The 21,393-nt window shown below is 65.3% G+C and carries 18 protein-coding genes; 7 read left to right on the top strand and 11 right to left on the bottom strand.

All coding sequences use genetic code 11. The annotated features are described in order from the left end of the window. Window positions 1-25 precede the first annotated feature (25 nt). The 6 genes from L2Y96_RS15695 to L2Y96_RS15670 form a co-directional block, all read right to left on the bottom strand. Window positions 26-2,377, bottom strand: coding sequence for an MMPL family transporter (locus L2Y96_RS15695; protein ID WP_247328048.1), 2,352 nt, complete (start codon window positions 2,375-2,377; stop codon window positions 26-28). Beyond that, window positions 2,374-2,988 (bottom strand): LolA family protein, encoded by a 615-nt coding sequence (locus tag L2Y96_RS15690; protein WP_247328046.1) that lies wholly within the window; start codon window positions 2,986-2,988, stop codon window positions 2,374-2,376. The genes L2Y96_RS15695 and L2Y96_RS15690 overlap by 4 nt, the downstream gene beginning before the upstream one ends. Further along, window positions 2,988-3,773, bottom strand: coding sequence for a glycosyltransferase family 2 protein (locus tag L2Y96_RS15685; protein WP_247328044.1), 786 nt, complete (start codon window positions 3,771-3,773; stop codon window positions 2,988-2,990). Before L2Y96_RS15685 ends, L2Y96_RS15690 begins: the two co-directional genes overlap by 1 nt. A 6-nt stretch (window positions 3,774-3,779) precedes the next feature. Then, a complete protein-coding gene (locus tag L2Y96_RS15680; protein WP_247328042.1) occupies window positions 3,780-4,049 on the bottom strand; it encodes an acyl carrier protein in 270 nt (89 codons plus the stop codon). Window positions 4,050-4,460: 411 nt separating this feature from the next. Continuing rightward, window positions 4,461-5,564 (bottom strand): Glu/Leu/Phe/Val dehydrogenase dimerization domain-containing protein, encoded by a 1,104-nt coding sequence (locus tag L2Y96_RS15675; protein ID WP_247328040.1) that lies wholly within the window; start codon window positions 5,562-5,564, stop codon window positions 4,461-4,463. 203 nt (window positions 5,565-5,767) lie between these two features. Beyond that, entirely contained in the window at window positions 5,768-6,103 is a 336-nt protein-coding gene (locus L2Y96_RS15670) for a YXWGXW repeat-containing protein (RefSeq protein ID WP_247328038.1), read from the bottom strand. Window positions 6,104-6,255: 152 nt separating this feature from the next. Between L2Y96_RS15670 and L2Y96_RS15665 the strand changes: the two genes are divergently transcribed. Both L2Y96_RS15665 and L2Y96_RS15660 read left to right on the top strand, forming a co-directional pair. Next, window positions 6,256-7,164, top strand: a complete 909-nt coding sequence (locus tag L2Y96_RS15665) for an alpha/beta hydrolase (protein WP_247328036.1) — start codon at window positions 6,256-6,258, stop codon at window positions 7,162-7,164. 200 nt (window positions 7,165-7,364) lie between these two features. Then, window positions 7,365-10,817 carry a methylmalonyl-CoA mutase family protein gene (locus L2Y96_RS15660; RefSeq protein ID WP_247328035.1) on the top strand — a complete coding sequence of 1,151 codons (3,453 nt, stop codon included), beginning with the start codon at window positions 7,365-7,367 and terminating at the stop codon, window positions 10,815-10,817. A 332-nt stretch (window positions 10,818-11,149) separates the two neighbouring features. On the opposite strand, the gene L2Y96_RS15655 is transcribed toward L2Y96_RS15660, so the two are convergent. After that, window positions 11,150-11,560, bottom strand: a complete 411-nt coding sequence (locus tag L2Y96_RS15655; RefSeq protein ID WP_247328034.1) for an ExbD/TolR family protein — start codon at window positions 11,558-11,560, stop codon at window positions 11,150-11,152. Between the two features lie 145 nt (window positions 11,561-11,705). Here L2Y96_RS15655 and L2Y96_RS15650 point away from each other — a divergent pair, with 145 nt between their 5' ends. Both L2Y96_RS15650 and L2Y96_RS15645 read left to right on the top strand, forming a co-directional pair. Next, a complete protein-coding gene (locus tag L2Y96_RS15650) occupies window positions 11,706-12,659 on the top strand; it encodes an RDD family protein (protein ID WP_247328032.1) in 954 nt (317 codons plus the stop codon). A 55-nt stretch (window positions 12,660-12,714) separates the two neighbouring features. Beyond that, on the top strand, window positions 12,715-13,539 hold the full coding sequence (locus L2Y96_RS15645) for a DUF3014 domain-containing protein (protein WP_247328030.1): 825 nt from the start codon (window positions 12,715-12,717) through the stop codon (window positions 13,537-13,539). 105 nt (window positions 13,540-13,644) lie between these two features. Here the strand turns inward: L2Y96_RS15645 and L2Y96_RS15640 are convergent, their stop codons facing one another. Further along, window positions 13,645-14,562 carry a peptidylprolyl isomerase gene (locus tag L2Y96_RS15640; protein WP_247328028.1) on the bottom strand — a complete coding sequence of 306 codons (918 nt, stop codon included), beginning with the start codon at window positions 14,560-14,562 and terminating at the stop codon, window positions 13,645-13,647. 135 nt (window positions 14,563-14,697) lie between these two features. Here L2Y96_RS15640 and L2Y96_RS15635 point away from each other — a divergent pair, with 135 nt between their 5' ends. Continuing rightward, a complete protein-coding gene (locus tag L2Y96_RS15635; protein WP_247328027.1) occupies window positions 14,698-15,861 on the top strand; it encodes a dienelactone hydrolase family protein in 1,164 nt (387 codons plus the stop codon). A 1-nt stretch (window position 15,862) separates the two neighbouring features. On the opposite strand, the gene L2Y96_RS15630 is transcribed toward L2Y96_RS15635, so the two are convergent. Continuing rightward, on the bottom strand, window positions 15,863-17,284 hold the full coding sequence (locus tag L2Y96_RS15630; protein WP_247328026.1) for an aldehyde dehydrogenase family protein: 1,422 nt from the start codon (window positions 17,282-17,284) through the stop codon (window positions 15,863-15,865). 103 nt (window positions 17,285-17,387) lie between these two features. Here L2Y96_RS15630 and L2Y96_RS15625 point away from each other — a divergent pair, with 103 nt between their 5' ends. After that, complete coding sequence (locus tag L2Y96_RS15625) at window positions 17,388-18,275, top strand: LysR family transcriptional regulator (protein WP_247328025.1); 888 nt, start codon at window positions 17,388-17,390, stop codon at window positions 18,273-18,275. A gap of 80 nt (window positions 18,276-18,355) precedes the next feature. Continuing rightward, on the top strand, window positions 18,356-20,584 hold the full coding sequence (locus L2Y96_RS15620; RefSeq protein ID WP_247328024.1) for a DUF5916 domain-containing protein: 2,229 nt from the start codon (window positions 18,356-18,358) through the stop codon (window positions 20,582-20,584). On the opposite strand, the gene L2Y96_RS15615 is transcribed toward L2Y96_RS15620, so the two are convergent. Both L2Y96_RS15615 and L2Y96_RS15610 read right to left on the bottom strand, forming a co-directional pair. Beyond that, window positions 20,581-20,787, bottom strand: coding sequence for a helix-turn-helix transcriptional regulator (locus tag L2Y96_RS15615; protein ID WP_247328023.1), 207 nt, complete (start codon window positions 20,785-20,787; stop codon window positions 20,581-20,583). The genes L2Y96_RS15620 and L2Y96_RS15615 overlap by 4 nt on opposite strands. Next, complete coding sequence (locus L2Y96_RS15610) at window positions 20,784-21,233, bottom strand: hypothetical protein (RefSeq protein WP_247328022.1); 450 nt, start codon at window positions 21,231-21,233, stop codon at window positions 20,784-20,786. The genes L2Y96_RS15615 and L2Y96_RS15610 overlap by 4 nt, the downstream gene beginning before the upstream one ends. Window positions 21,234-21,393: the final 160 nt, after the last annotated feature.

Here is a 21,393-nt window from a genome sequence, read left to right as displayed (position 1 = left end):
CCTCCCGTAGCGTTTGCGGTGGTGTTCATGCGGGGTTCTTCACGGGTGCGGGGGCGCTCACCGGTGCCAGGAGGGCGGTGAAGCCGATCCCGAGCAACAGGGTGAGCCCGAAATGTTGCAGGGCAGGCATCGTGCTCAGCGCGAGCAGGCCGAAGGAGAGCAGGGCGGTCACCGCCGAAAGCAGCACGCCCGCGTAGGCGGCGCCAGGCGTATGTGCCGAGTGCGGCTCGCCTTCGCGTAGAAAGACGGCATAGTTTGCGCCCACGCCCAGCACGAGCATCAGGGCCATGAGGTGGAACAGCGTGAGTGGCTGGCCCAGGTAGCCCAGCGCAGCGACACTGAAGACGATGCCGGCCAGCGGCGGCAGCAGCACGCGCAGCGCGCCACGGCGCCCGTAGCGCCAGGCGAACGCGGCGGCGACCAGGATCATGGCGGCGCCTAGCCACAGGCTGGCGAAGCCGCGGTACTCGCCGAACAGCGTCGAGATGCTTGCCGGCTTGTCGATCACCGAAACACCCGGCAGGCCATCGGCCATGGCGCGCATCCGCGCCACGTCGACATCACCCTGCGGCACCACGATGCTGCCCTTGTCCATCCACAGGTACTGGAACGGCATGTAGGCGGGAATGCGCTTCCAGTCCTCAAGCGTAAACGCCTTGCCCGGGAACGCGGCGAAATACGCCTCGGCCGCCTCAGCCTTAAATCCAGCGCCAGTCATGTAGGAGCGCGCTTGCGCGCGATCGGCGTTATCGCAAGCCCCATCGCGTGCAAGCACGCTCCTGCAGATGGCTGCCAGGTTTTCGGATTGGCGCTTCTGAGAAGGCAACATGCCGCTCACGCCGGTGAAGGCGATGCCTTCGTTGCGCAGGCGGTCGGCCAGTGCTTCTTCATGTTCGAGCACGGCTTCGGTGGAATCGCCTTCCACGAGCCAGAACTGGCTGCCACCGCCGAAGCCGGCGACGTCGCGGATCTCGTTGGTCTGCGCTTCGAGCCAGGCAGGGGGCGAGATCAGCAGGTGGATATCGTCATCGTGGCCCAGCTTGAGCCAGCCTGGAATGGCCGCCAGCGTGAGCACGCCGATGGCGATGAAGGCTCGGCGACCCGAAGCCGCGCGCTGCCAGGCCAGGGCCACGCGCACGAACGGCGTGGCCAGCGGCGTGTTGGCGGGCTTGCGGAGCAGGGCGGGCAGCAGCCAGAACACGCTGGCGCAGGCCACCGCCATGCCGGCGATGGCGAACACGGCCATCTGGCGCAGCGCCGGGAACGGCACCATGGCGAGCAGCGCATAGCCAAGCAACGACGTGGCGAGGGCGAGCAACAGGGCAGGGCGCACCTGGCGCACACCACGCGACGGCTCCCACACGGGGCCCATGTTCGCGCGGGCACACAAATACTGGATGGAATAGTCGACGGCCTCGCCGAGCAGCGCGGCGCCGAACACCAGGGTCAGGAGGTGGAGCTGACCGAAGACGAGGATGGTGGCGACCACGGCACCCACGACGCCCAGCGCCGTGGAGAGGAACGCGATGGCCAGCGGCCGCATGGATCGGAACACGAACAGCAGCAGAATCGCGATGCCGATGGTGGAGGTGATACCGACCACATGCGTATCGCGTTCGGCACCGGCACGCGCCGAGGCTGCATAGAAAATCGCGCCGGTACGGAGCAGGCGCGTCCCCGGGTGCTTCGCGACGATATCGTGCTCGGCATGGTCCAGCGCGGCCAGCGCACGGCGCTGCACGCCATCGTCATACGAAGAACCATCCAGCGTGGCGACCACCAGCACGTAGCTGGCATCGTCGCGATGCGCCGTGAGCAGATCATCTTCCGGCACGAGGGTGGAGCGGTTCCACGGCTGTTGTTCGAGCCAGTGTGACAACCAGCCGAACGGATCGTCCCCCAGCCGGGGGCCGATCGTGGCGCCGAACGGCTCGTTCAGCCGGCGCTTCAGCGTATCGACGGGATTGAAGCCTGCCGTGGCCAGTGCGGCGCGGTCATCGCCGGTCAGCAGGTGGAAGCGGTACGGCAGGAACGGGTTGACCAGTTGCTCCATGTCGAACGGCGGCAGCTCGGCCAGCACGTGGGCGAAGACCTTGTCCTTGCCCAGCTCGGCACCTAGCTCGCGCGCGGCATCCTTCGCTGCATCGTCATCCTTGTTCGCCACCAGCAGGATCATGCGGTCGCCACTGGCACGCGACAGGCGTTCCACGGCGTTTTCCGCCAGCGCATTGCGCTCGGTGGCTGGCAGCATCGCCAGAAGGTCGGTCTGCAGGGGCGAGGTGGCCCGGCCGAACAGCAACCACGCCCCCAGTGCGCACACCAGCAGCGACACCGCGGCGAATACCACCGCGCGGAAAGTGGTCCGTGACGGCTTCATTTGACGCCGAGGACCTGGGCTTCCTGTGCGCTCAGCTCACCGGCATCGCGGGTGTTCGCGAAGGTGATCGTGGTCTTCTCGCCGCTGGCGAGGTTCACCTCGATACCTTCGAGGAAGGCATCGCCCTTCAGGGTGATGCCGGCCAGCACGCGAGCTACGCGCGCCTGCTTCGGCACGAAATGCAGGGTCCAGTCGTCCAGCGTGCCTTCGGCGGTGATCGTGAACTGGCGCGCGGCTTCATCCGCCTTGCCAGCCAGCATGCCCTGCAGCATGCCGGAGACCTGGCTGACGCCGCGGTTGCCGTCGCGCACGCGCTCCAGCTTGCCCTGGGCATTCAGGCGGCGGGCATCGCCCGAGGTAAGCACCAGGGTGTCCTCGAACGGCTCGCGCGTGCGCCAGATCATGCCCTTGCCCACGACGAACAGCAGGTCGCCCTTGCTCACCTGCGGCTCGGCCAGGTCGGGGTTCGCGCGGCTCTGGGTGAACTCGGCGCGGACCTGCTGGTGCTTGCCGAGGTGGGCCAGGATGTCGTCGACCAGCGGCGGTACCGCCTGGGCGTGGGCGGCGGTAGCGGCACAGAGCAGGGCGAACAGGGCGATAAGACGACGCATCAGGCGTTTTTCCGTGTGAGCTTGTGCAGGAGCAGGCGCGGCGCGCGCGGCAGCATGCCCAGGAGCAGGCGGGTATGCATGGCCGTGATGCGTGCGTTATCGCGCCACAGGCGGAAATGGGAGAGGCCATTCTCCGGGTAGATCACCCGGGTGGCTACATTGCGTACCGGCACGCCGCGCCAGAACAGGCGCACCGCGATCTCGGTATCGAAATCCATGCGGGGCGGGAAGGGCTTGCGGGCCATCTCCTCGCACGTCGCGGCCAGCGGATACAGGCGGTAGCCCAGCATCGAGTCCTTGATGTCGAAGGAGAGTGTTTCCAGCCAGACGCACGCATGGGTGAGATAGCGCCCGTAGTAGCGTGCCTTCGGGATCGAAGCGTCGTACACGGGGCAGCCGCAGATCATCGCATCCGGGGCGGCCTGGGCCTCGGCGAGGAAACGCGGCACGTCGGCCGTATCGTGCTGGCCATCGGCATCGATCTGCAGGACGTGGGTGTAGCCGGCCTCGTAGGCGGCCTGGAACCCGGTCGACAGGGCCACGCCCTTGCCGCCGTTACGTGGCTGGCGGATCAGGCGCAGGTCATCGCGCCCGGCGACGAGCTCGTCCAGGATGCGTTGGGTTTCTTCATTCGAGCCATCGTCCACGACCAGCACGGGCAGGCCGTGCGCCGCCAGGGCGTTGGCCGTGGCCGCGATGGTGCGGCCGTGGTTGTAGATGGGTATGACCGCGCAGGGCGCGAACCTACGTTCCGCGTTGGCGCGCGGTCCGGCGGGGCCCAGCATGACGCCTCAGCGCGCGACGAGCTGCTGCACGGTGGCGACGACATCGCCCACGGTACGCACGCTCTTGAAGTCTTCGGGCTTGATGCGGGTGCCGGTCATGTCCTGCACCTGGATGGCCAGATCGATCGCATCGATGCTGTCCAGCTCCAGGTCGGAGAAGAGGTTAGCCTCCGGGGTTACCTTCGCCGGGTCGATCTCGAACGTCTCATGCAGGACGGACCGCAGGCGAGCCAGGATGTCATCTTGGGTGAAGGTTTCGGCGGGGATCGCGCTCATATGCTCGGTAAGTCCATTTCAACCCCTTGGAGCGCGCCTGGCTATCCACACGGGACAAGAGCTGGGCAGCGCCGCCGGGGCGACGAAGGTCGTGATCTTGAATTGGTGATTCCGCCCGGGTGGCGGAGGTTCCCCCTACACCCAAAAGCTTCGTAAAGGCAAAGCCTTACGCGAGGCCGGGCGTGGCGAAGTGTAACAGATCATGACCCAAGGCAAACGGCATCGGGAGATTCTTACGAAGTTGATTGGCCCGGGCCGTTCACATTTGCCGGAAACGGCCTCACACGGCCATTTGTAGGAGCGCGTTTGCACGCGATAGGCGCCGGTGCCGTCACTCAGGCCCCTGGCCTGGCCAAGAAAAAAGCCACCGGACGAATCCGGTGGCTCTCGGGTCGACCCTGCCGGGACGCCTTACTGGCCGCGCATGCGGCCCTGGAAACGGGGTGCACCGTTGCCCATGTGCGGCAGGCGGATCTTGCCGATGGCGCTGATGCGCTCTTCGGCCATGCGGTCCGCGGCCTTGTAGGTCGGGATGTTGTCGCGGCCGGAGATTTCGAAGATGCGACCGACGTTGTAGTAGATCGTACGCATCATGCGCATCGCACGCTCGCGGTTGTAGCCGTCGATCTCGAGCGAGACGTTCATGACGCCGCCAGCGTTCACGGCGTAATCCGGCGCGTACAGCACGCCACGGCGGGCCAGTTCGTCACCGATCGCGTCGGTGGCCAGCTGGTTGTTCGCGGCACCGCAGATGATCTTCGCCTTGATGCGGTCGATCGTCTGCTCGTTGACCGTGCCACCCAGGGCGCACGGGCTGTAGACGTCGGCGTCGACGTCGTAGATTTCATCGAGGCCGACCGCTTCGCAGCCCAGCTCGTCGACGCAGCGCTGCACGGCATCCTTGTTGATGTCGGTGACGAACACCTTGGCGCCCTGCTCGCGGAGCAGCTTGATGAACTCGCTACCCACGTGGCCGCAGCCCTGGACGGCGTAGCTGTACTTGCCCACGTCTTCGTTGCCGTGCTTGGCCTGCAGCGCGGCCATCAGGCCCTGCAGCGTGCCGAACGCGGTGAACGGCGAGGGATCGCCCGAACCACCGTGCACCTGGTGCACGCCGGTGACGTATTCGGTTTCGCGGTAGACATATTCCATGTCGTTCACGTCGATACCCACGTCTTCCGCCGTGATGTAACGGCCGTTGAGCGAGTTGACGAAGCGGCCGAAGGCGCGGAACAGCGCTTCGGACTTGTCCTTGGAGGGATCGCCGATGATCACGGCCTTGCCGCCACCGAGGTTCAGGCCGGCCACCGCGTTCTTGTACGTCATACCGCGCGACAGGCGCAGCACATCGTTCACGGCGTCCTGCTCGGACTTGTAGGGCCACATGCGCAGGCCGCCCAGCGACGGACCAAGCACGGTGTTGTGGATCGCGATGATGGCCTTGAGGCCCGCGTCCTTGTTATGGCAGAAGACGACTTCTTCGTGGCCCGTGTTGGCGATGGTTTCGAAAATCATCGAACGCAAACTCCAGTGTTCATTGTTAGCAGCCCGCCCCCCTTTGGGGCGTCCCGTTGGCCGGAGCCAACGGTTGGGGATATGACCTTCCAAAAAAATCGCCCCTGCCTTTAGAGGCGGGGGCGAGATGTCGTGTCAGCTGCGTAGTCTAAACCGATATTCAGGAGTTGCTAGATGCGTCGCAGCACGCAGATGTTAAGAATTTAGCGGTGCCAGTGCGGATCGCGCACCCAGACCTCGCGTTCGTAGTGGTATCCACCACGGTACGGACGCCAGCCCGGGCCGCGATAAACGTAGCCCGGACGGGCTGCGGCCCAACGGCCACCGACCCAGACGTAACGGCCGCCGTACCAGTTCCAGTAGCCCGGGGCCCAGACGTAACCGGGGCGCGCCACCGGTACTCGTTCGAAGCGCGGCGGCGGCGGGGCGTTGCGGATGATGACCACTTCCCGCGCGGCAGCCGGCGGGGTATAGCTCGCGGCGCCAACGGCCATGCCCAGGGCGGCCACGGCGGCAAGGGTGCGGGTAAGGTTACGCATACGCTGTCTCCTTTCGAGGTCCGCGGGAGTGCAGACTCGTGAGGAAAAACGGAGAGGATGTCATCGGGTTGACCCTCTCGCTGTGCGATATTCAGCTTCGTGAAAGCTTGCCGTCAGGGAACCTTGGCACGCTCCATCCTTACAAATACCTGATGCCAAACCCCCAGAACCGCGCCACGACGATGAAACCAGCCCGCCGCTTCGGCGTCCGCACCGTTGCGACCTTGCTAGGTATCCGCTTCGCCTACCGTTTCGGCAGCCGGCTCGCGCCGCACCGCACGGTGGCCCACGCGGCCCGTGTTTTCCAGACACCGCTGCCGAGCAGCCGGGAACGCGCCGCCCAGGCCCTCACCTCCATGACGGCCAGGCGCGAAACGGTCGACGTGAACGGCGAGGCGATCGCGACGTATGTGTGGGGCGATCCCGCGACACAACCCTACGTGCTGCTGGCGCACGGCTGGTCCAGCCTTGGTTTGCGCTGGGAAAGCTGGGCGCCGCTGCTTCTTGCGAAAGGCTGGGCGGCCGTGGCCTTCGATCAGCCCGCGCACGGCCATAGCGGCGGCGATCTGTGCACGTTGCCGGACTTTGTACGCACGGTAACGGCGATTGGCCGGCATTACGGCGACGCGGAGGGCGTGATCGCCCATTCACTCGGCGGTGCGGCCGTGGCCCTGTCGCTGGAGGATGGATGGACCGCAAAGCGGGTGGTACTGATCGCGCCTGCCGCCGACCCGGAGGCCGCCACCTCGCGTTTTGCCCGCTTTGTACGCCTGGCGCAGCACCTTCGCCCGTCACTGCACCAGCGGCTTACCGAACGCACGGGCGTGCCTATCGATACGCTGCATATCCGCCACCACGTACCGAAACGCACGCAACCGGCGCTGATCGTCCACGATTTCTTCGATCGCGATGTGCCGCTGGAAGAGGGTGAGCTCTACGCCAGCCTGTGGCCCGGCGCCATGCTGCTCAAGACCCGCCGCCTCGGCCACCGCCGCATCGTCGAAGACGAGGCCGTGCAAACCGCCGCCCTGGCCTTCCTCTCCGGCGTCGATTTCACCTAAATCCGGCGCTACCCCCGTAGGAGCCCACCCTGTGGGCGACATCTTTCGCGACGACGCCACAGGCCCTATGGCTCTTCCGCGAACGCCGTAGCCCCCAGGATGGGTCCCCACGTTTCGCTGCACCGCGTCAGAGCCCTGCGAACCCCCGGCAGTAGAATCAGCGAGTTCCCCACCCGCATCGGTTCTACCCCGGAGTTTCCATGAGCTCGCAGCCCAAGCACATCCCCGCCAGCAACACCGACGCGGAGGCGACGCCGCTGCGTTTCGTCACGGCGGCGAGCCTGTTCGACGGCCACGACGCCGCGATCAACATCATGCGCCGGATCATCCAGAGCCAGGGCGCCGAGGTGATCCACCTTGGTCATAACCGCTCGGTGGAAGACGTCGTGCGCGCGGCCCTGCAGGAAGATGCCGACGCCATCGCGCTGTCGTCGTACCAGGGCGGCCACGTGGAGTACTTCAAGTACATGGTGGACATGCTGCGCGAGCGCGGCGCGGGCCACGTGCGCGTGTTCGGTGGTGGCGGCGGCACGATTACGCCCGAAGAAATCCGCGAGCTGCAGGCCTACGGCGTCGAGCGCATCTATCACCCGAACGATGGCATGAAGCTCGGTCTCGTCGAGATGATCGAAGACGTGATGACGCGCACGCGTAATGCGCAGAAAGCGCGCGCGGAAGCGGTGCCTCCGGCCACCTCGATCGAAGACGAAATCTCGATTGGTGGCATGCTCTCCGCCATCGAAGAAGACACCCTGCCGGCCGCCGAACTCGAGCGTCTGCGCAAAGAGTGGAAACTCGCTGGCGGCAAGACGCCCGTGCTTGGCCTTACCGGTACCGGCGGTGCGGGTAAGTCCTCAGTGGTGGATGAACTGCTGCTGCGCTTCCTGCACGCGTTCCCGCAGATGCGCATCGCGGTGCTCGCGGTCGACCCGACCCGCCGCCGTAGCGGTGGCGCGCTGCTGGGCGATCGCATCCGCATGAACTCGCTGCGTAGCCACCGCGTGTACATGCGCTCCATGGCCACGCGCCGCCAGCACGCCGCGACGTCGATCGTGCTGCATGACTGCATCGATTTCCTGAAGGCCCAGGCGTATGACCTGGTCATCGTCGAAACCGCCGGTATCGGCCAGAGCGATTCCGAGATCGTCGACCTCGTCGATTTCCCGGTCTACGTGATGACCAGCGAATACGGCGCCGCCAGCCAGCTCGAAAAGATCGACATGCTCGATTTCGCCGAGCTCGTGGTGCTGAACAAGTTCGATAAGCGCGGTGCGGAAGACGCGCTGCGCGACGTGCGCAAGCAGTGGAAGCGCAACCGCACCGCGTTCAACCTGGCCGACGATAAGGTGCCGGTGTACCCGACCATCGCCAGTCAGTTCAACGACCCGGGCGTTACCTGGATGTTCGATAACCTGTGCCGCCTGCTGCGCGAGAAGCTCACGCTGCCGGGCGAGGGCTGGACGCCGGAGCTCGACACCAGCCTGCGCGAGCCGCGAGCCACGGTGCTCATCCCGGGCAGCCGCGTGCGCTACCTCGCCGAAATCGCAGAGCAGGGGCGTGGCGTCAATGCCTCGATCGCAAAGCAGGCCGAAGCAGCCGCCAAGGCGCAGCACTATTTCGAATCGCTGAAGGACATCGGCGATGACGCGCTGCCGCGCGCGTTCGACCTGTACGACCACGCCCAGCTCACCGTCGACGGTGACCGCTCGCTCGCGACGCTGCGCCAGCGCTACAACACGGCGGTGCGCGAACTGAGCAGCGAGGCGATCAACCTCCTGCGTGAGTGGCCAGTGCGCTTCGCCTCGGTCACAGCCGAGTACAACGAATACACCGTGCGCGACAAGGTCATCCGCGTCGAGAACTACCGCGAATCGCTGAGCCACCAGAAGATCCCGAAGGTGTCGCCGCCGAAGACGAAGGATTGGGGCGAACAGCTCTCGTTCCTCATGCGCGAGAACCTGCCGGGCTACTACCCGTACACCGGCGGGGTGTTCCCGTATCGCCGCGCTGGCGAGGATCCGACCCGCATGTTCGCGGGCGAGGGCACGCCCGAGCGCACCAACCGCCGCTTCCACTACCTCTCGCTGGGTGGCGCCGCCGCACGCCTGTCCACGGCATTCGACTCGGTGACGCTGTACGGCGAAGACCCGGCGCCGCGCCCGGATATCTACGGCAAGATCGGTAACTCGGGCGTTTCCATCGCCACGCTCGATGACATGAAGAAGCTGTACTCCGGCTTCGACCTGTCCGCGCCGAGCACCTCGGTATCGATGACGATCAACGGTCCGGCGCCGATCATCCTCGCCATGTTCATGAACACGGCGATCGATCAGAACATCGAGAAGTACCTTAACGAAGAGCCCGCGCGCTGGGATGCCGTGAACGCGCGCATCGCCGAGCTTTACCCGGATGGCAACCGTCCGCTTTACCACGGTGACCTGCCGGCCGGTAACGACGGCCTGGGTCTCGGCCTGCTCGGCGTCTCGGGCGAGGAAGTGGTGGACGACGCCACCTACGCGCGGATCAAGGCCTACACGCTCGCTACCGTGCGCGGCACGGTGCAGGCCGATATCCTGAAGGAAGACCAGGCGCAGAACACGTGCATCTTCAGCACGGAGTTCGCCCTGCGCATGATGGGCGATATCCAGCAGTACTTCGTGGACCACAAGGTCCGCAATTTCTACTCGGTCTCGATCTCGGGCTACCACATCGCCGAAGCGGGTGCGAATCCGATCAGCCAGCTGGCCTTCACCCTGTCGAACGGCTTCACCATCGTCGAGTACTACCTCGCTCGTGGCATGCAGATCGACGACTTCGCGCCGAACCTGTCGTTCTTCTTCTCCAACGGCATGGATCCGGAATACACCGTGATCGGCCGTGTCGCCCGCCGTATCTGGGCCCGAGCCATGCGCGAGCGCTACGGTGCCAGCGCGCGCAGCCAGATGCTGAAGTATCACATCCAGACCTCGGGCCGTTCGCTACACGCTCAGGAAATCCAGTTCAACGACATCCGCACCACGCTGCAGGCGCTGTACGCGTTGTTCGACAACTGCAATAGCCTGCACACCAATGCCTACGACGAGGCGATCACCACGCCGACCGAGGAGAGCGTGCGCCGTGCCGTGGCCATCCAGCTCATCATTAATCGTGAGCTGGGCCTCAACTTCAACGAGAACCCGTGGCAGGGCAGCTTCATCGTCGATGAGCTGACCGATCTGGTCGAAGAAGCCGTGTACAAGGAATTCGAGGCGATCAGCGAGCGCGGTGGCGTGCTGGGTGCCATGGATACCATGTACCAGCGCGGCAAGATCCAGGAAGAGTCGATGTACTACGAGCACAAGAAGCACGATGGCTCGCTTCCGCTCATCGGCGTCAACACCTTCCTGCCCAAGGACCACGTTGGCGAAATCGCCACCGAGATCGAGCTCATCCGCTCCACGCCGGAAGAGAAGGGCCAGCAGATCGAGAACGTGCAGCGCTACGGCAACGCCCGAAACGGTCTGGCGCCGGAAAGCCTGCGCACCCTGCAGAACACCGCCCGGGAGCGCCGCAACGTCTTCGAGCAGCTGATGGATGCCGTGAAGAACAACAGCCTCGGCCAGATCAGCCACGCGTTGTACGACGTGGGTGGCGAATACCGCCGCAATATGTGACCCCAAAGGCCCGCTCACAGCGGGCCTTTTTTTAGGTTTGCCGCGTATCTCGGGGCGCGTATATGGCATCGCGCCTTGTGATCGGTTCATTCGCTGGCGCGAATGCGTGTATTAAGCGGCTTGCGCCGCCTTAGGCTGGGTACTTGCTGAGGTCGGGGGCGGTCAGGCCCTTGCGGCCGCCAGTCGCGGACCTTCGGACCGGGCCGTAGCCCCTCTCTCGCGATAAGCGATGCGTTTGGCGGCCCTCCGCTCATGTCGGCCGCAAGGGCCTGACCGCCCCCGAGTCCACACACCCCGTTGCGTGTCGCAAGCGCGCTCCTACATGTGGTGAGTTAGTCGGAGGCGAAGTCGATGCCGGTTACGCCGTGGGCTTTGACCAGGGCCAGCACGCGGGCGACGTCGTCGTAAGCGGCCTCATCACATGCGTGGAGCTCCACGTGGGGAATGAGGGCGGCATCGTCGCGGCCCTTGCTGGCGGCGATATCCAGTTGCGTCGCCAGCGTGGCGTCGCTTACCAGGGTGCCATTGAGGAACACCATGCCACCGGGATCCACGGTGACCCTGAGCGGGTCTGGCCGTTTGAAATCGGATTCGGTCGAGGTGGGTAGGTCGACGCGGGTCTTGTGGGCGATGACCGGCGCGGAAATCATGAAGATGATGAGCAGCACCAGCAGCACGTCGACCAGTGGTGTGACGTTGATGCCGGCGATCGGGGACGACTCGGCCTGCGTAGAGAAAGCCATACTTCCTCCTGACGATTATCGATGTGGATGAACCCTGATGCCGGGCGGCTAAGGGGGATGCCCGGCGGCCCGACTATGCCGTGACGGAGGGGACTTCCCGCAAGCGCCCGTGGGGGTGCATGATCACCGGATCAGAGGGAGAGGCATGGATACCGACTCGCAGATGGACGCGGCGCCCGAGATGGCGCCCTTGGCTGCCACATGGCGGCGCTGGCTGGCCTTTCTCATCGACTGGATCATCCTTGCGCTGGGCGGGTGCATCGTCAGTCTTGCGTTCTTCGAACCGTTGGCTGCCCTGGGTGTCTGGGCGCGGCTGATTGGTTTTACCGTGGCCGTGGTGTATTTCGGCTTGTTTGACAGCGGGTGGGGTGGGGCGGGCTCGCCCGGTAAGAAATTGATCGGCATCCGTGTCGTAGACGACGCTGGGCGCGTCATTGGCATGAGCCGCTCGTTTCTCCGCGCTGCGCTTATCTGTGCCCCGCTGATCCTCAACAACTTCTATATGGCCCAGGCAGGCGACTACCCCCACCTTGCCGTAAACGGATTGCTCGGCGGCTGGATGATCGCGTCGTTGTATGTGTTGGTGTTCAACCGCCGCACGAAGCAAGGTTTGCACGATCTGGCCACGCGCACGTTTGTCATTCGTGGGCGGGCGACGCGCCAGGGCTTGGCGGGCCTGAGGTTCTGGCGGCCGCACTTGATGATCGCGTCGGCGATCTTCGCACTCCAGGTGCCGATTGCCCTGGCGGGTCTCCCTGTCTTTTTGCATTTCTCGCCGGGCCTGACCACGCGGGTCACCAAGGCCCCAACCGGTGGGCCCGTGCAGGTCGTCAACGCGTGGCTGTCGTGGAAAAAGCCGACGGCTGCCACAGGCGGCAAGCCGGAGTGCCAGGGCCTGCGCGTCCAGCTGACCGGGCCCGGCGTCGACGACGAGACGGTCGCTCGCACGGTGGCGATGGGGATGGTCGCTCACTACCACTGCCAGGTGGTCACCAACCTTCCCGTACGCATGCAGTACGGCTTTGACATGGGCTTTTCGAGCGGCACCGCCTACCGGGACTACCTGCTCGATGAAGCGGACCTGACCCACTCGCCTTGAACCAACCCGGTGATTCGTAGTCCCATGGGGGCTGGATTCACCGGAGTGCCTTGTTTTGAGCAGTCAGTCGTCGGGTTCGAAGTGGTTGGCGGGTGTGTTGATCATCGCCATTGTTGGGCTGGGTGGGGTCTTCCTCTACCGCGAGAAGCAGGCGCATGACGCCACGCAGCCGCCGCAGCCTGTGGCATCGGCATCCTCGGCCATGCCCTCGACCGCGGTGCACGATGCGGCGCTCCCGCAGCACCCGATTGGCCCGGCTGGCGCTTCTACTGCCGCTTTGCCGCCGCTGGACCAGAGCGATGACGCCATCATGGCTGGGCTCCTGGCGCTCACCAGCGATGACGCGCTTAAGTCCCTCATGCGCTCCGACGCCATCGTCTCGCGCATGGTTTCGACGATCGACGCGCTGCCCAAGCAGACCATCGGCATGAACATCCTGCCCATGCGCACGCCGACCGGCCGTTTCCAGGTCGAGTCCAGCGACGGCATGTTCGTCGAATCGAAGAAGAACCTCGCGCGTTACGACACCTACATGTACGTGGCCGACCACGTGAATCCGAAAGCGGCCGCGGCCTGGTACAAGCGCAACTACCCGCTGTTCCAGTCGGCGTATCGTGACCTCGGCACCAATGGGTACTTCAACGACCGGCTGATCGAAGTTATCGATCACCTGCTCGCGGCGCCGGAGCCGAAGGGCCCGCTGCAGCTGCTGCCGGAGAAGGTGGGCTATGTCTTCGCCGATGCTAGCTACGAAGAGCGCTCGGTGGGCCAGAAGTTCATGATCCGCGTCGGTGCGGAGAACGAAGCGAAACTCAAGGCCAAGCTGCGCGCGCTACGCGAAGCCATCGTGGCCGACGCACCGCAAAGCGCCCAGCCCTAAACGTAGGAGCCCACCCTGTGGGCGACGCCTTTCGCGATGTCGCCACATGGCTTGCGGCGTCGACGCGAAAGATGTCGCCCACAGGGTGGGCTCCTACAGTCGGGCTTATTTCTTCGACGGATCGCGCACCGGCACGCTGATGTTGCACAGGTCGATCTTGCCCGCCGGGCGGGTGTAGAACGCGTCGCGGCGGTTGCGCTTGGCGTCGACCACGGCGGCGAAGGTCTTGCTATCGGTGCGCAGCACCTGGATCGGTGTGCGTTCGGCTTCGGGCACGTCAGCCGCGAGGCGCACGCTCTTGATCGTCACGCGCTGCTCGGGCTTGTCGTAGAAGCCCATCGGCTCGCCACCGCGCGGGTAGGCCGAGAGGATTTCCATGCCCTTGATGACCTTGCCGGCGACGGCGAGGTTGCGGTCGAGGTTGCGCGGGGCCTGGCCGATGATCGCGTAGAGCGAACTGCCGTTGCCGGTCTCGGGGCCGGTGTCGCGGGCCACGCCCACGGTGCCGTAGCAGTGCGCGATCCACGCCTCGCCAGCCTTCGGGTCGCGTGCGACCGGGAATCCCTCCGAGAAGCCGACTTCCGGCGCGTACACATCGCCATCGGCGAGCTTGGTGAACGGGTACGGCTTGCCGCCCTTGCGGGTGAATTCCGGCGTGAGGGTTTCCTTCGCGGTGCCGATGCTCTTGGCCTTGGCCTTGTCATCGCCATCAGCGTCTCCCCACTGGGTGACGAAGTTGTCCTGCACGCGGATGACCTGCGTGCCGTCGAAGTAGTGCTCGCGGATCAGCGTGCGGATGTTGGCGGCGTGCGCCGGGGTCCAGTCCTGGGCCAGTTCGATGATGATCCGGCCTTGCGGCAGGTCCATGTACACGAGGTTCTGCGGATCGGGCGTGCGCCACTCGGCAGGCGTGGACTTGGCCAGCAGCTCCTTCGGCGTGGGCGACTTCTTCGCGTCATCGGCAAGGGCGGGCAGGGCCACCGCGGCGGCGAGGGCGAGCGCGAGGCAGGTACGTGCGAGCATGGGATCCCCAGGGTGTGGTTTGGCCCACGCAAAGTAGCATGCCGGGCGCGCCGGAGGCGGTGACTTGCGGCACATGCCCCGTGCCGCCAGCCGTCTACATTGGCGCTACCCGAAACCCGTCTGGTGGGGACAGGCATGAAGCCTTTGCGTCGTTGGTGCATCGCGGTGGTGGTGATGCTGTGCGCGGGACCGGCTTTCGCCGATGCCGATACGTTTGCATTCCTCCAGAAGCCCGGGCCGCTCGCGGTCGGGCTGAAGGTTGTTGAGAACACTGACGTGTCGCGACCCTGGGGCGCTTCAGGGCATCGCCCGCTGCAGACCCTGGTCTGGTACCCCGCTGAGCGAAACAGGGCAGCAGCGATGACCGTGGGCGCCTACGCCGCGCTGGCCGACACCGAAACCGACTTCCGCAGTCCCGACCCAGGCCACAACAAGTGGCGAACCCAGCTGAAAGCCATGGCCTCCACGCCACTCTGGGCGCGTCGCGATGCACCGATGGCGGCCGGCAAATACCCGGTGGTCATCTACGCTCCCAGCGACTCATCCGTAGCCTGGGAAAACGCCGATCTGTGCGAATACCTCGCCAGCCACGGCTACGTCGTCATCGCGAGCCCATCGATGGGCGTTTCGACGCGTGACATGACCGACGACATCGAAGGCATCAACAGCCAGGCAAAGGACATCGCGTTTCTCATCACCTATGCCGCATCGCTGCCCGACACCGATACATCACAGCTAGCCGTCGCCAGCTGGAGCTGGGGCGGGCTGGCATCCGTCTTCGCGGCAGCGCGCGATCCGCGCATCAAGGCGCTGGCCTCGATGGATGGCAGCATGCGTTACTTCCCCGCGCTGGTGCAGCAGGCCGGCGACGTACACCCGGAACGGATCCGCATCCCGCTGCTGTTCTTCACCTCGGCGTTCCCCAACTGGCTGGAAGACGTAGAGCTCGATACCGACGACCCGCCGGCCAGCCGCGTCGGGCCCAGTGTATTGAATGCCTGGATGCACGGCGATCTCTACACGGTGAACATGCTTGGCATGTCGCACGGCGAGTTCGGCGCGATGATGCAGCGGCGCAAGAACGCCGAGCGCTTTGCGGACGACCAGATCGCCGATTACGGCCGCGAAGACGCGAACACGAGCCACGCATGGGTGGCTCGCTACGTCCTGGTCTTCCTGGATGCCACGCTGAAACACGACGCGAGCGCCGCCACCTTCATGAAGAAGACGCCGTTCGAAAACGGCGTCCCGAAGCACTTCATGGCGGTGAGCTTCCGCGCCGCGGCGGCATCACCGTGAATCATCCAAGGCCAATGATCGCCTTCGGCTCGAGGTAAGCCTCCAGCCCGATCACGCCATTCTCGCGGCCCAGACCCGATTGCTTGAAGCCACCGAACGGTGCCTTGGGCTCGTGGGTGAGGGTATTGACCATGACCCGGCCGGAATCGATGCGAGCGGCGACGCGGGCGCCGCGGGCCAGGTCGCCTGTGGCGATGTACGCGGACAGGCCGTAGGTCGTGTCGTTGGCGATCGCGATGGCTTCCTCTTCATCGTCGTACGCGATGATCGACAACACCGGCCCGAAGATCTCGTCGCGGGCGATGGCCATGTCGTTGCGCACGTCGGTGAACAGGGTGGGGCGGACCAGCCAACCGCGGTCGTAACCGTCCGGACGGCCTTCGCCACCGGCGAGCAGGCGAGCTCCTTCCGCGATGCCCTTGCTGATGTAGGACTGCACGCGGTCCCACTGCTTCTGGCTCACCATCGGGCCGATCGTCGTCTCCGCATGGGCGGGATCGCCGGAAACGCAGCTCTCAACGGCAGCGACGGCGAGCGCCTCGAACTCCGCAAGCCGCGAACGCGGCACGAGGATGCGCGTACCGGCGATGCACGCCTGCCCGCTATTCATGAAGCCCGCCTGGATCGCCATGGGTACGGCGGTGGCGAAGTCGGCGTCATCCAGGATGATCGTCGGCGACTTGCCACCGAGTTCCAGCGTCACGCGTTTGATGTCGCTGGCGGCGGAACGAAGGATGCTCTTGCCCACCGCCGTGGAACCGGTGAACGACACCTTGCGCACATCGGGGCTGTCGACGATGGCCGCACCGACGACGTCGCCACGGCCGGTCACGATATTGAAGACGCCAGCAGGTGCGCCCGCCTCATGCAGCGCTTCCATCACCACGCGCGTCTGCAGCGCACTCATTTCGCTCGGCTTGATCACGGCCGTGCAGCCGGTGGCCAACGCCGAGGCAAGCTTGCCGGTGATAAAGCTGGCATTGCTGTTCCAAGGCGTGATGAGCCCAACCACGCCGACCGGCTGCATCACCACATGGGCGATGCCGAGCTTGCGCTCGAATTCGAAATGCTCCATCGCGTGAATGGCATCAAGGAACACCTGGGCAGCGTACTGGGCCATCCAGCGACCGCGCGAGGTGGGCGCGCCGTATTCCTCGACGATGGCATCGAACAGCTCATCCTCACGTGCCGCGACGGCGGCATGCATGCGGCGGAGCAGGGCGGCGCGCTCGGGCAGGCTCGTCCGCGACCAGCCGGGCAGGGCGCGCTTCGCGGCGGCGATGGCGCGCTGGGCGTCCTCGGCATCGGCAAGCTGGACGGTGCCTATAACGGCTTCGGTGGCCGGGTTGAACAGCTCAAAGCGCTCGTCGCCGTGCGGGGTAGCGAAGGCGCCGTCGATATAGATCTGGTTGAGCTCATACATGCTGGGTACTCCAGTGCGATTCGGGGACCACCCAAGGATGAGGACAACGCATTGACCTGATAAGCTGGACAAATCCGAATGCGGTATGAAGCAGGAGCGGATAATGCGCAGTGGCCTGACCGAACTCGAAGCCGTGCTGGCCGTGGCCCGCCACGGCAGCTTCCGCGCGGCGGCAGCCGAGCTGGAGATGTCCACCTCGGCCTTGAGCCAGTCCGTTGCCGCCCTGGAAGCCCGGCTGGGCACCCGCCTGTTCCACCGCACTACGCGCAGCGTCCGCCTGACTGACGCCGGTGTGCGCTTCGTCGACGACGTCGGTCCGGCCGTCTCCGGTATCCGCGATGCCATGGCCCGGGCGGGCGAAACCAGCGACGAACTGGTCGGCAGCCTGCGCCTGAACACGTCGACGGGCGCGGCCCGCCGGCTCATGCAACCGCTGCTCATTCCCTACATGCAGCGTTATCCGCGCGTGCAACTGGAACTGGTGACCGAGGCCCGGATGATCGACATCGTCCGTGATGGCTATGACGCCGGCTTCCGCACCACCGATATCGTCCCGGGGGATATGGTGGCCGTGCCGTTGGGGCCACGGATCCGCCACCTGGTGGTGGGTTCCCCGGACTATTTCGCGCGGCATGGCCGGCCGGAATCGCCGGGAGACCTCGCCCGGCACACCTCGGTTCGGGCCCGAATGGCCTCGGGCCATATCTACCACTGGGAGTTCGAGCGCCACGGCGAGGCGTTGAGCGTGGACGTGCCGGGCCATGTGACCCTGGATGAGCCGCACTTGCTCCGCGCGGCGGCCCTGGCCGGCATCGGACTGGTCTACCTCAGCGAGTACGACGTCGAAGCCGATATCGCGGCCGGACGGCTGGAAAGCGTCCTGGGCGAATGGACCCCGCCTTTCGACCGCCTGGCCCTGTACTACCCCGGCCGGCGCCACGTGCCCGCGACGCTGCGGGCCCTGATCGACCTCATCAGGGAAACGAACTAGGCGCCTGTGCCACCGGTCATGGCAAACCTTTACGAGCCGGCAGGCATCCATTCCGCAGGATTTTTCGGACCGGACCCTGCATGCGCCGCCGCTTTACCGCTTTCCTTGCCCTGGCCCTTGCCACCACCGCCGCCCACGCGGAGGTGGTGATCGATGGCCATATCGACCCGGCCGAGTGGCAGGGCGCGCAGCACATCACCGATTTCCGCCAGACCCAGCCGCGTACCGGCAAGCCGGGTTCGCAGCCGACCGAAGCCTGGGTGTTGTCGACGCCAAAGGGCCTCGCCGTGGCCATTCGTGTCACCCAGTCGCCTGACATTCCACGCTCGCGCCAGGCGGCGCGCCGCGATGAAGATGCGCTGGTCGACCGCATCAACGTGATGGTGGATTTCGATGGCGATGGCCGCACCGGGTTCGATTTCGAGGTGAAATCCACCGGCGGCATCGCCGACGAAGTGATCACCAACGAATCCGACTTCAGCTACGACTGGGATGGCATCTGGGACCACGCCGTCAGCGAGGATGAAAACGGCTACAGCGTGGAAGTGCTGATCCCGTGGTACGTCGCGCAGATGCGCAAGCCCGAAGGCGATACGCGCACGATCGGCCTGTATATCGACCGCGTCATTGGCAGCACCGGCGAGCGTATGGCGTGGCCGGCGGTGAGCTTCGACCAGGGGCGCTTCCTGTCGGTGTTCAACAAGGTGCGGATGCCGGCGTACACGCAATCGCTGTTCGCCGTGACGCCGTACGTCGTGGGCAAGGTGGAGCACGGCCATGGCGGTGCGTCGTTCCAGGAAGGCGCCGATATCCTGTGGAAGCCGAACGGCCAGACTCAGCTCACCGCTACGCTTAACCCCGACTTCGGGCAGGTGGAAAGCGACGACCTCGTCGTGAACTTCTCGCCGGAAGAAACCTTCTTTACGGACAAGCGCCCGTTCTTTACCGAAAACCAGGGCATCTTCGATTTCAGCCTGCTCGATGACGATTCGCAGCTGGTGTATACGCGCCGCGTCGGCGGCGAGGCGGATGATGGTCACGGCCCGGCCGATATTTCGGCGGCGGTGAAGGTCAACGGCAGCGTCGGCCAGACCAGCTACGGCATCCTCACGGCGCAGGAGAAGGGCGATGCCGGCCGCACCTTTGGCGCGCTACGCCTGCTGCGTACCGTGGATACGCAGAGCTTCGGCATGCTGGCGACGCGAGTGAACCACCCGTACCTCGATCGCGATGCCAATGTTCTCGGCCTGGATCACCGCTGGCAGCCGAACGAGGCGTTCAACATCACCAGCAACGTGGTGGGCAGCAAGATCGACCAGCCGCAGGCGAATAGCTCGGGGCTGGGCGCCACCTCCATCGCGTATTGGCAGATGAATGATACGTGGGCCCAGCAGTGGCTCGGCATGTACTTCGGCCACCGTCTGGATATCGACGATTTTGGCTACCTGCCGCGCAACGACATGGAATACCTGCACTGGGAAGTGCGTCAGCGCGTCACCAGCATGCCGGCGGATTCAGCGTACACGTCGTTGTTGTGGCGCTATCGCATCTCGGCGCTGGACAACACCGAAGGCCTCACGGTGCATCGCCGCTTCCGCGTCCAGCTCAATGCCAACCGCAAGGACGGCGGCATGGAGCAGTGGCGCCTCGACAGCTTCACGGCCTCCTACGACGATCTGCTCACCCGTGGCGGCAACCCGGTGCATAACCCGCCCACGGCGAAGCTTTACTACGAACGCGAACGCCCGCGCATCGGGCGCTGGAGCTGGGAGGCCGAGGGTTTTATCAGCGGTAACGAGCTCAGCGGTTTCCATCGCCTTGGGTATTACTTCAAGTTCGTCCCCACGTACTTCATCACCGATGCGTTCAGCGTCTTCGCTGGCGCGAGCTACGAGTGGGACCCGAACTGGCTGATCTGGCAGCACGACAATCTCGTGGGCTCGTTCGATGGCCGTACCGTCGGCATCGATAGCGGCCTGAACTGGAACTTCGGGAACCGCCAGGAACTGCGCGTGAAGCTGCAGACGCTGGCCGTGGGCGCGAAGCTGCGTGGCGCGTATCAGATCAGTCCCACCGGCCACGCCACACCCAGCGACGAACCGATCGACGGGCTGGGCGTCGCCAACCTCGGCTTCCAGGTGCGCTACCGCTATGAGATCGCGCCCCTATCGAACCTGTACATCGTCTACAACCGCGGCGGTTACGAGCAGGATACGAACGATGAGGTGGATTCGCAGTTCCGCCACGGCTTCTCGCTGAAGGACGTGAACGAAGGCCTGGTGAAGGTCGCCTACCGGTTGGAGTTCTAGGCCAGTTCGAAGATGGCCTCGACGGGCACGCCGAGCGCGCGTGCCAACTTCAGGGCGAGCAGGGTGGAAGGCACCATGCGGCCGGCCTCGATGGCATTGATGGATTTGCGCGTGGTGCCGACCTGATCGGCCAGGTCGGCCTGGGTCAGGTCGCGTTCCGCCCGCAGCACCTTCAGGCGGTTGGAGAGGCCGCTCTCGCTCACGCGGCGCGGTCCAGGACGAGGAACGCCACCAGGAAAGTGCCCGCGCCCAGCACAACGAAGCCCGCGAGCAACACAGCGACGGGCGCCGGGAACGGATAGGCATGCGAGAGCAGGGCATAGGTTGCCATCGGTGCCAGCGTGGCTACCAGCGCATAGCGGCTGGCGCGGTCGATCGCGGCCTGGCGGCCTTCATCGTCGCGCACGGCGGCCCGCTTGGCCGCGAGGTCACGACGGCCGAGCAACGTACGCCCCAGCGACATGACCACGATGAGCGGAACCGCGAGCGCGGCGGCGAAGAAGAACGGCGAAGTCGCCCGGATGGGTGCATTCACCCAGACCATCGCGGCGCCCGCGACCAGCACCAGCATCAGGACCAGAGCGCCCGCGATACCGCGGCGCTCGCGGCGGATGAGCAGGTCGGTCGTGTCGAGCGGTTCCGTGGTCATGGCGCTATTCCCCCTGTGGATGGCGACGTGGAGCGTATAACCGATCGGTTACGTAATGCAACCGATCGGTTACATTGTGTGCAGAGGCTCGAACGGCGTTCGGCCTCGCCTTCACACCGGCCATGGCATTGCTGGACCCGAAGACGGTTGCGGAGCTCCC

The organism is Luteibacter aegosomaticola, from assembly GCF_023078475.1.
Lineage (GTDB): Bacteria > Pseudomonadota > Gammaproteobacteria > Xanthomonadales > Rhodanobacteraceae > Luteibacter > Luteibacter aegosomaticola.
The sequence above is the reverse complement of the archived record's forward strand: the minus strand, read 5'-3'. Positions and strand labels throughout refer to the sequence as shown.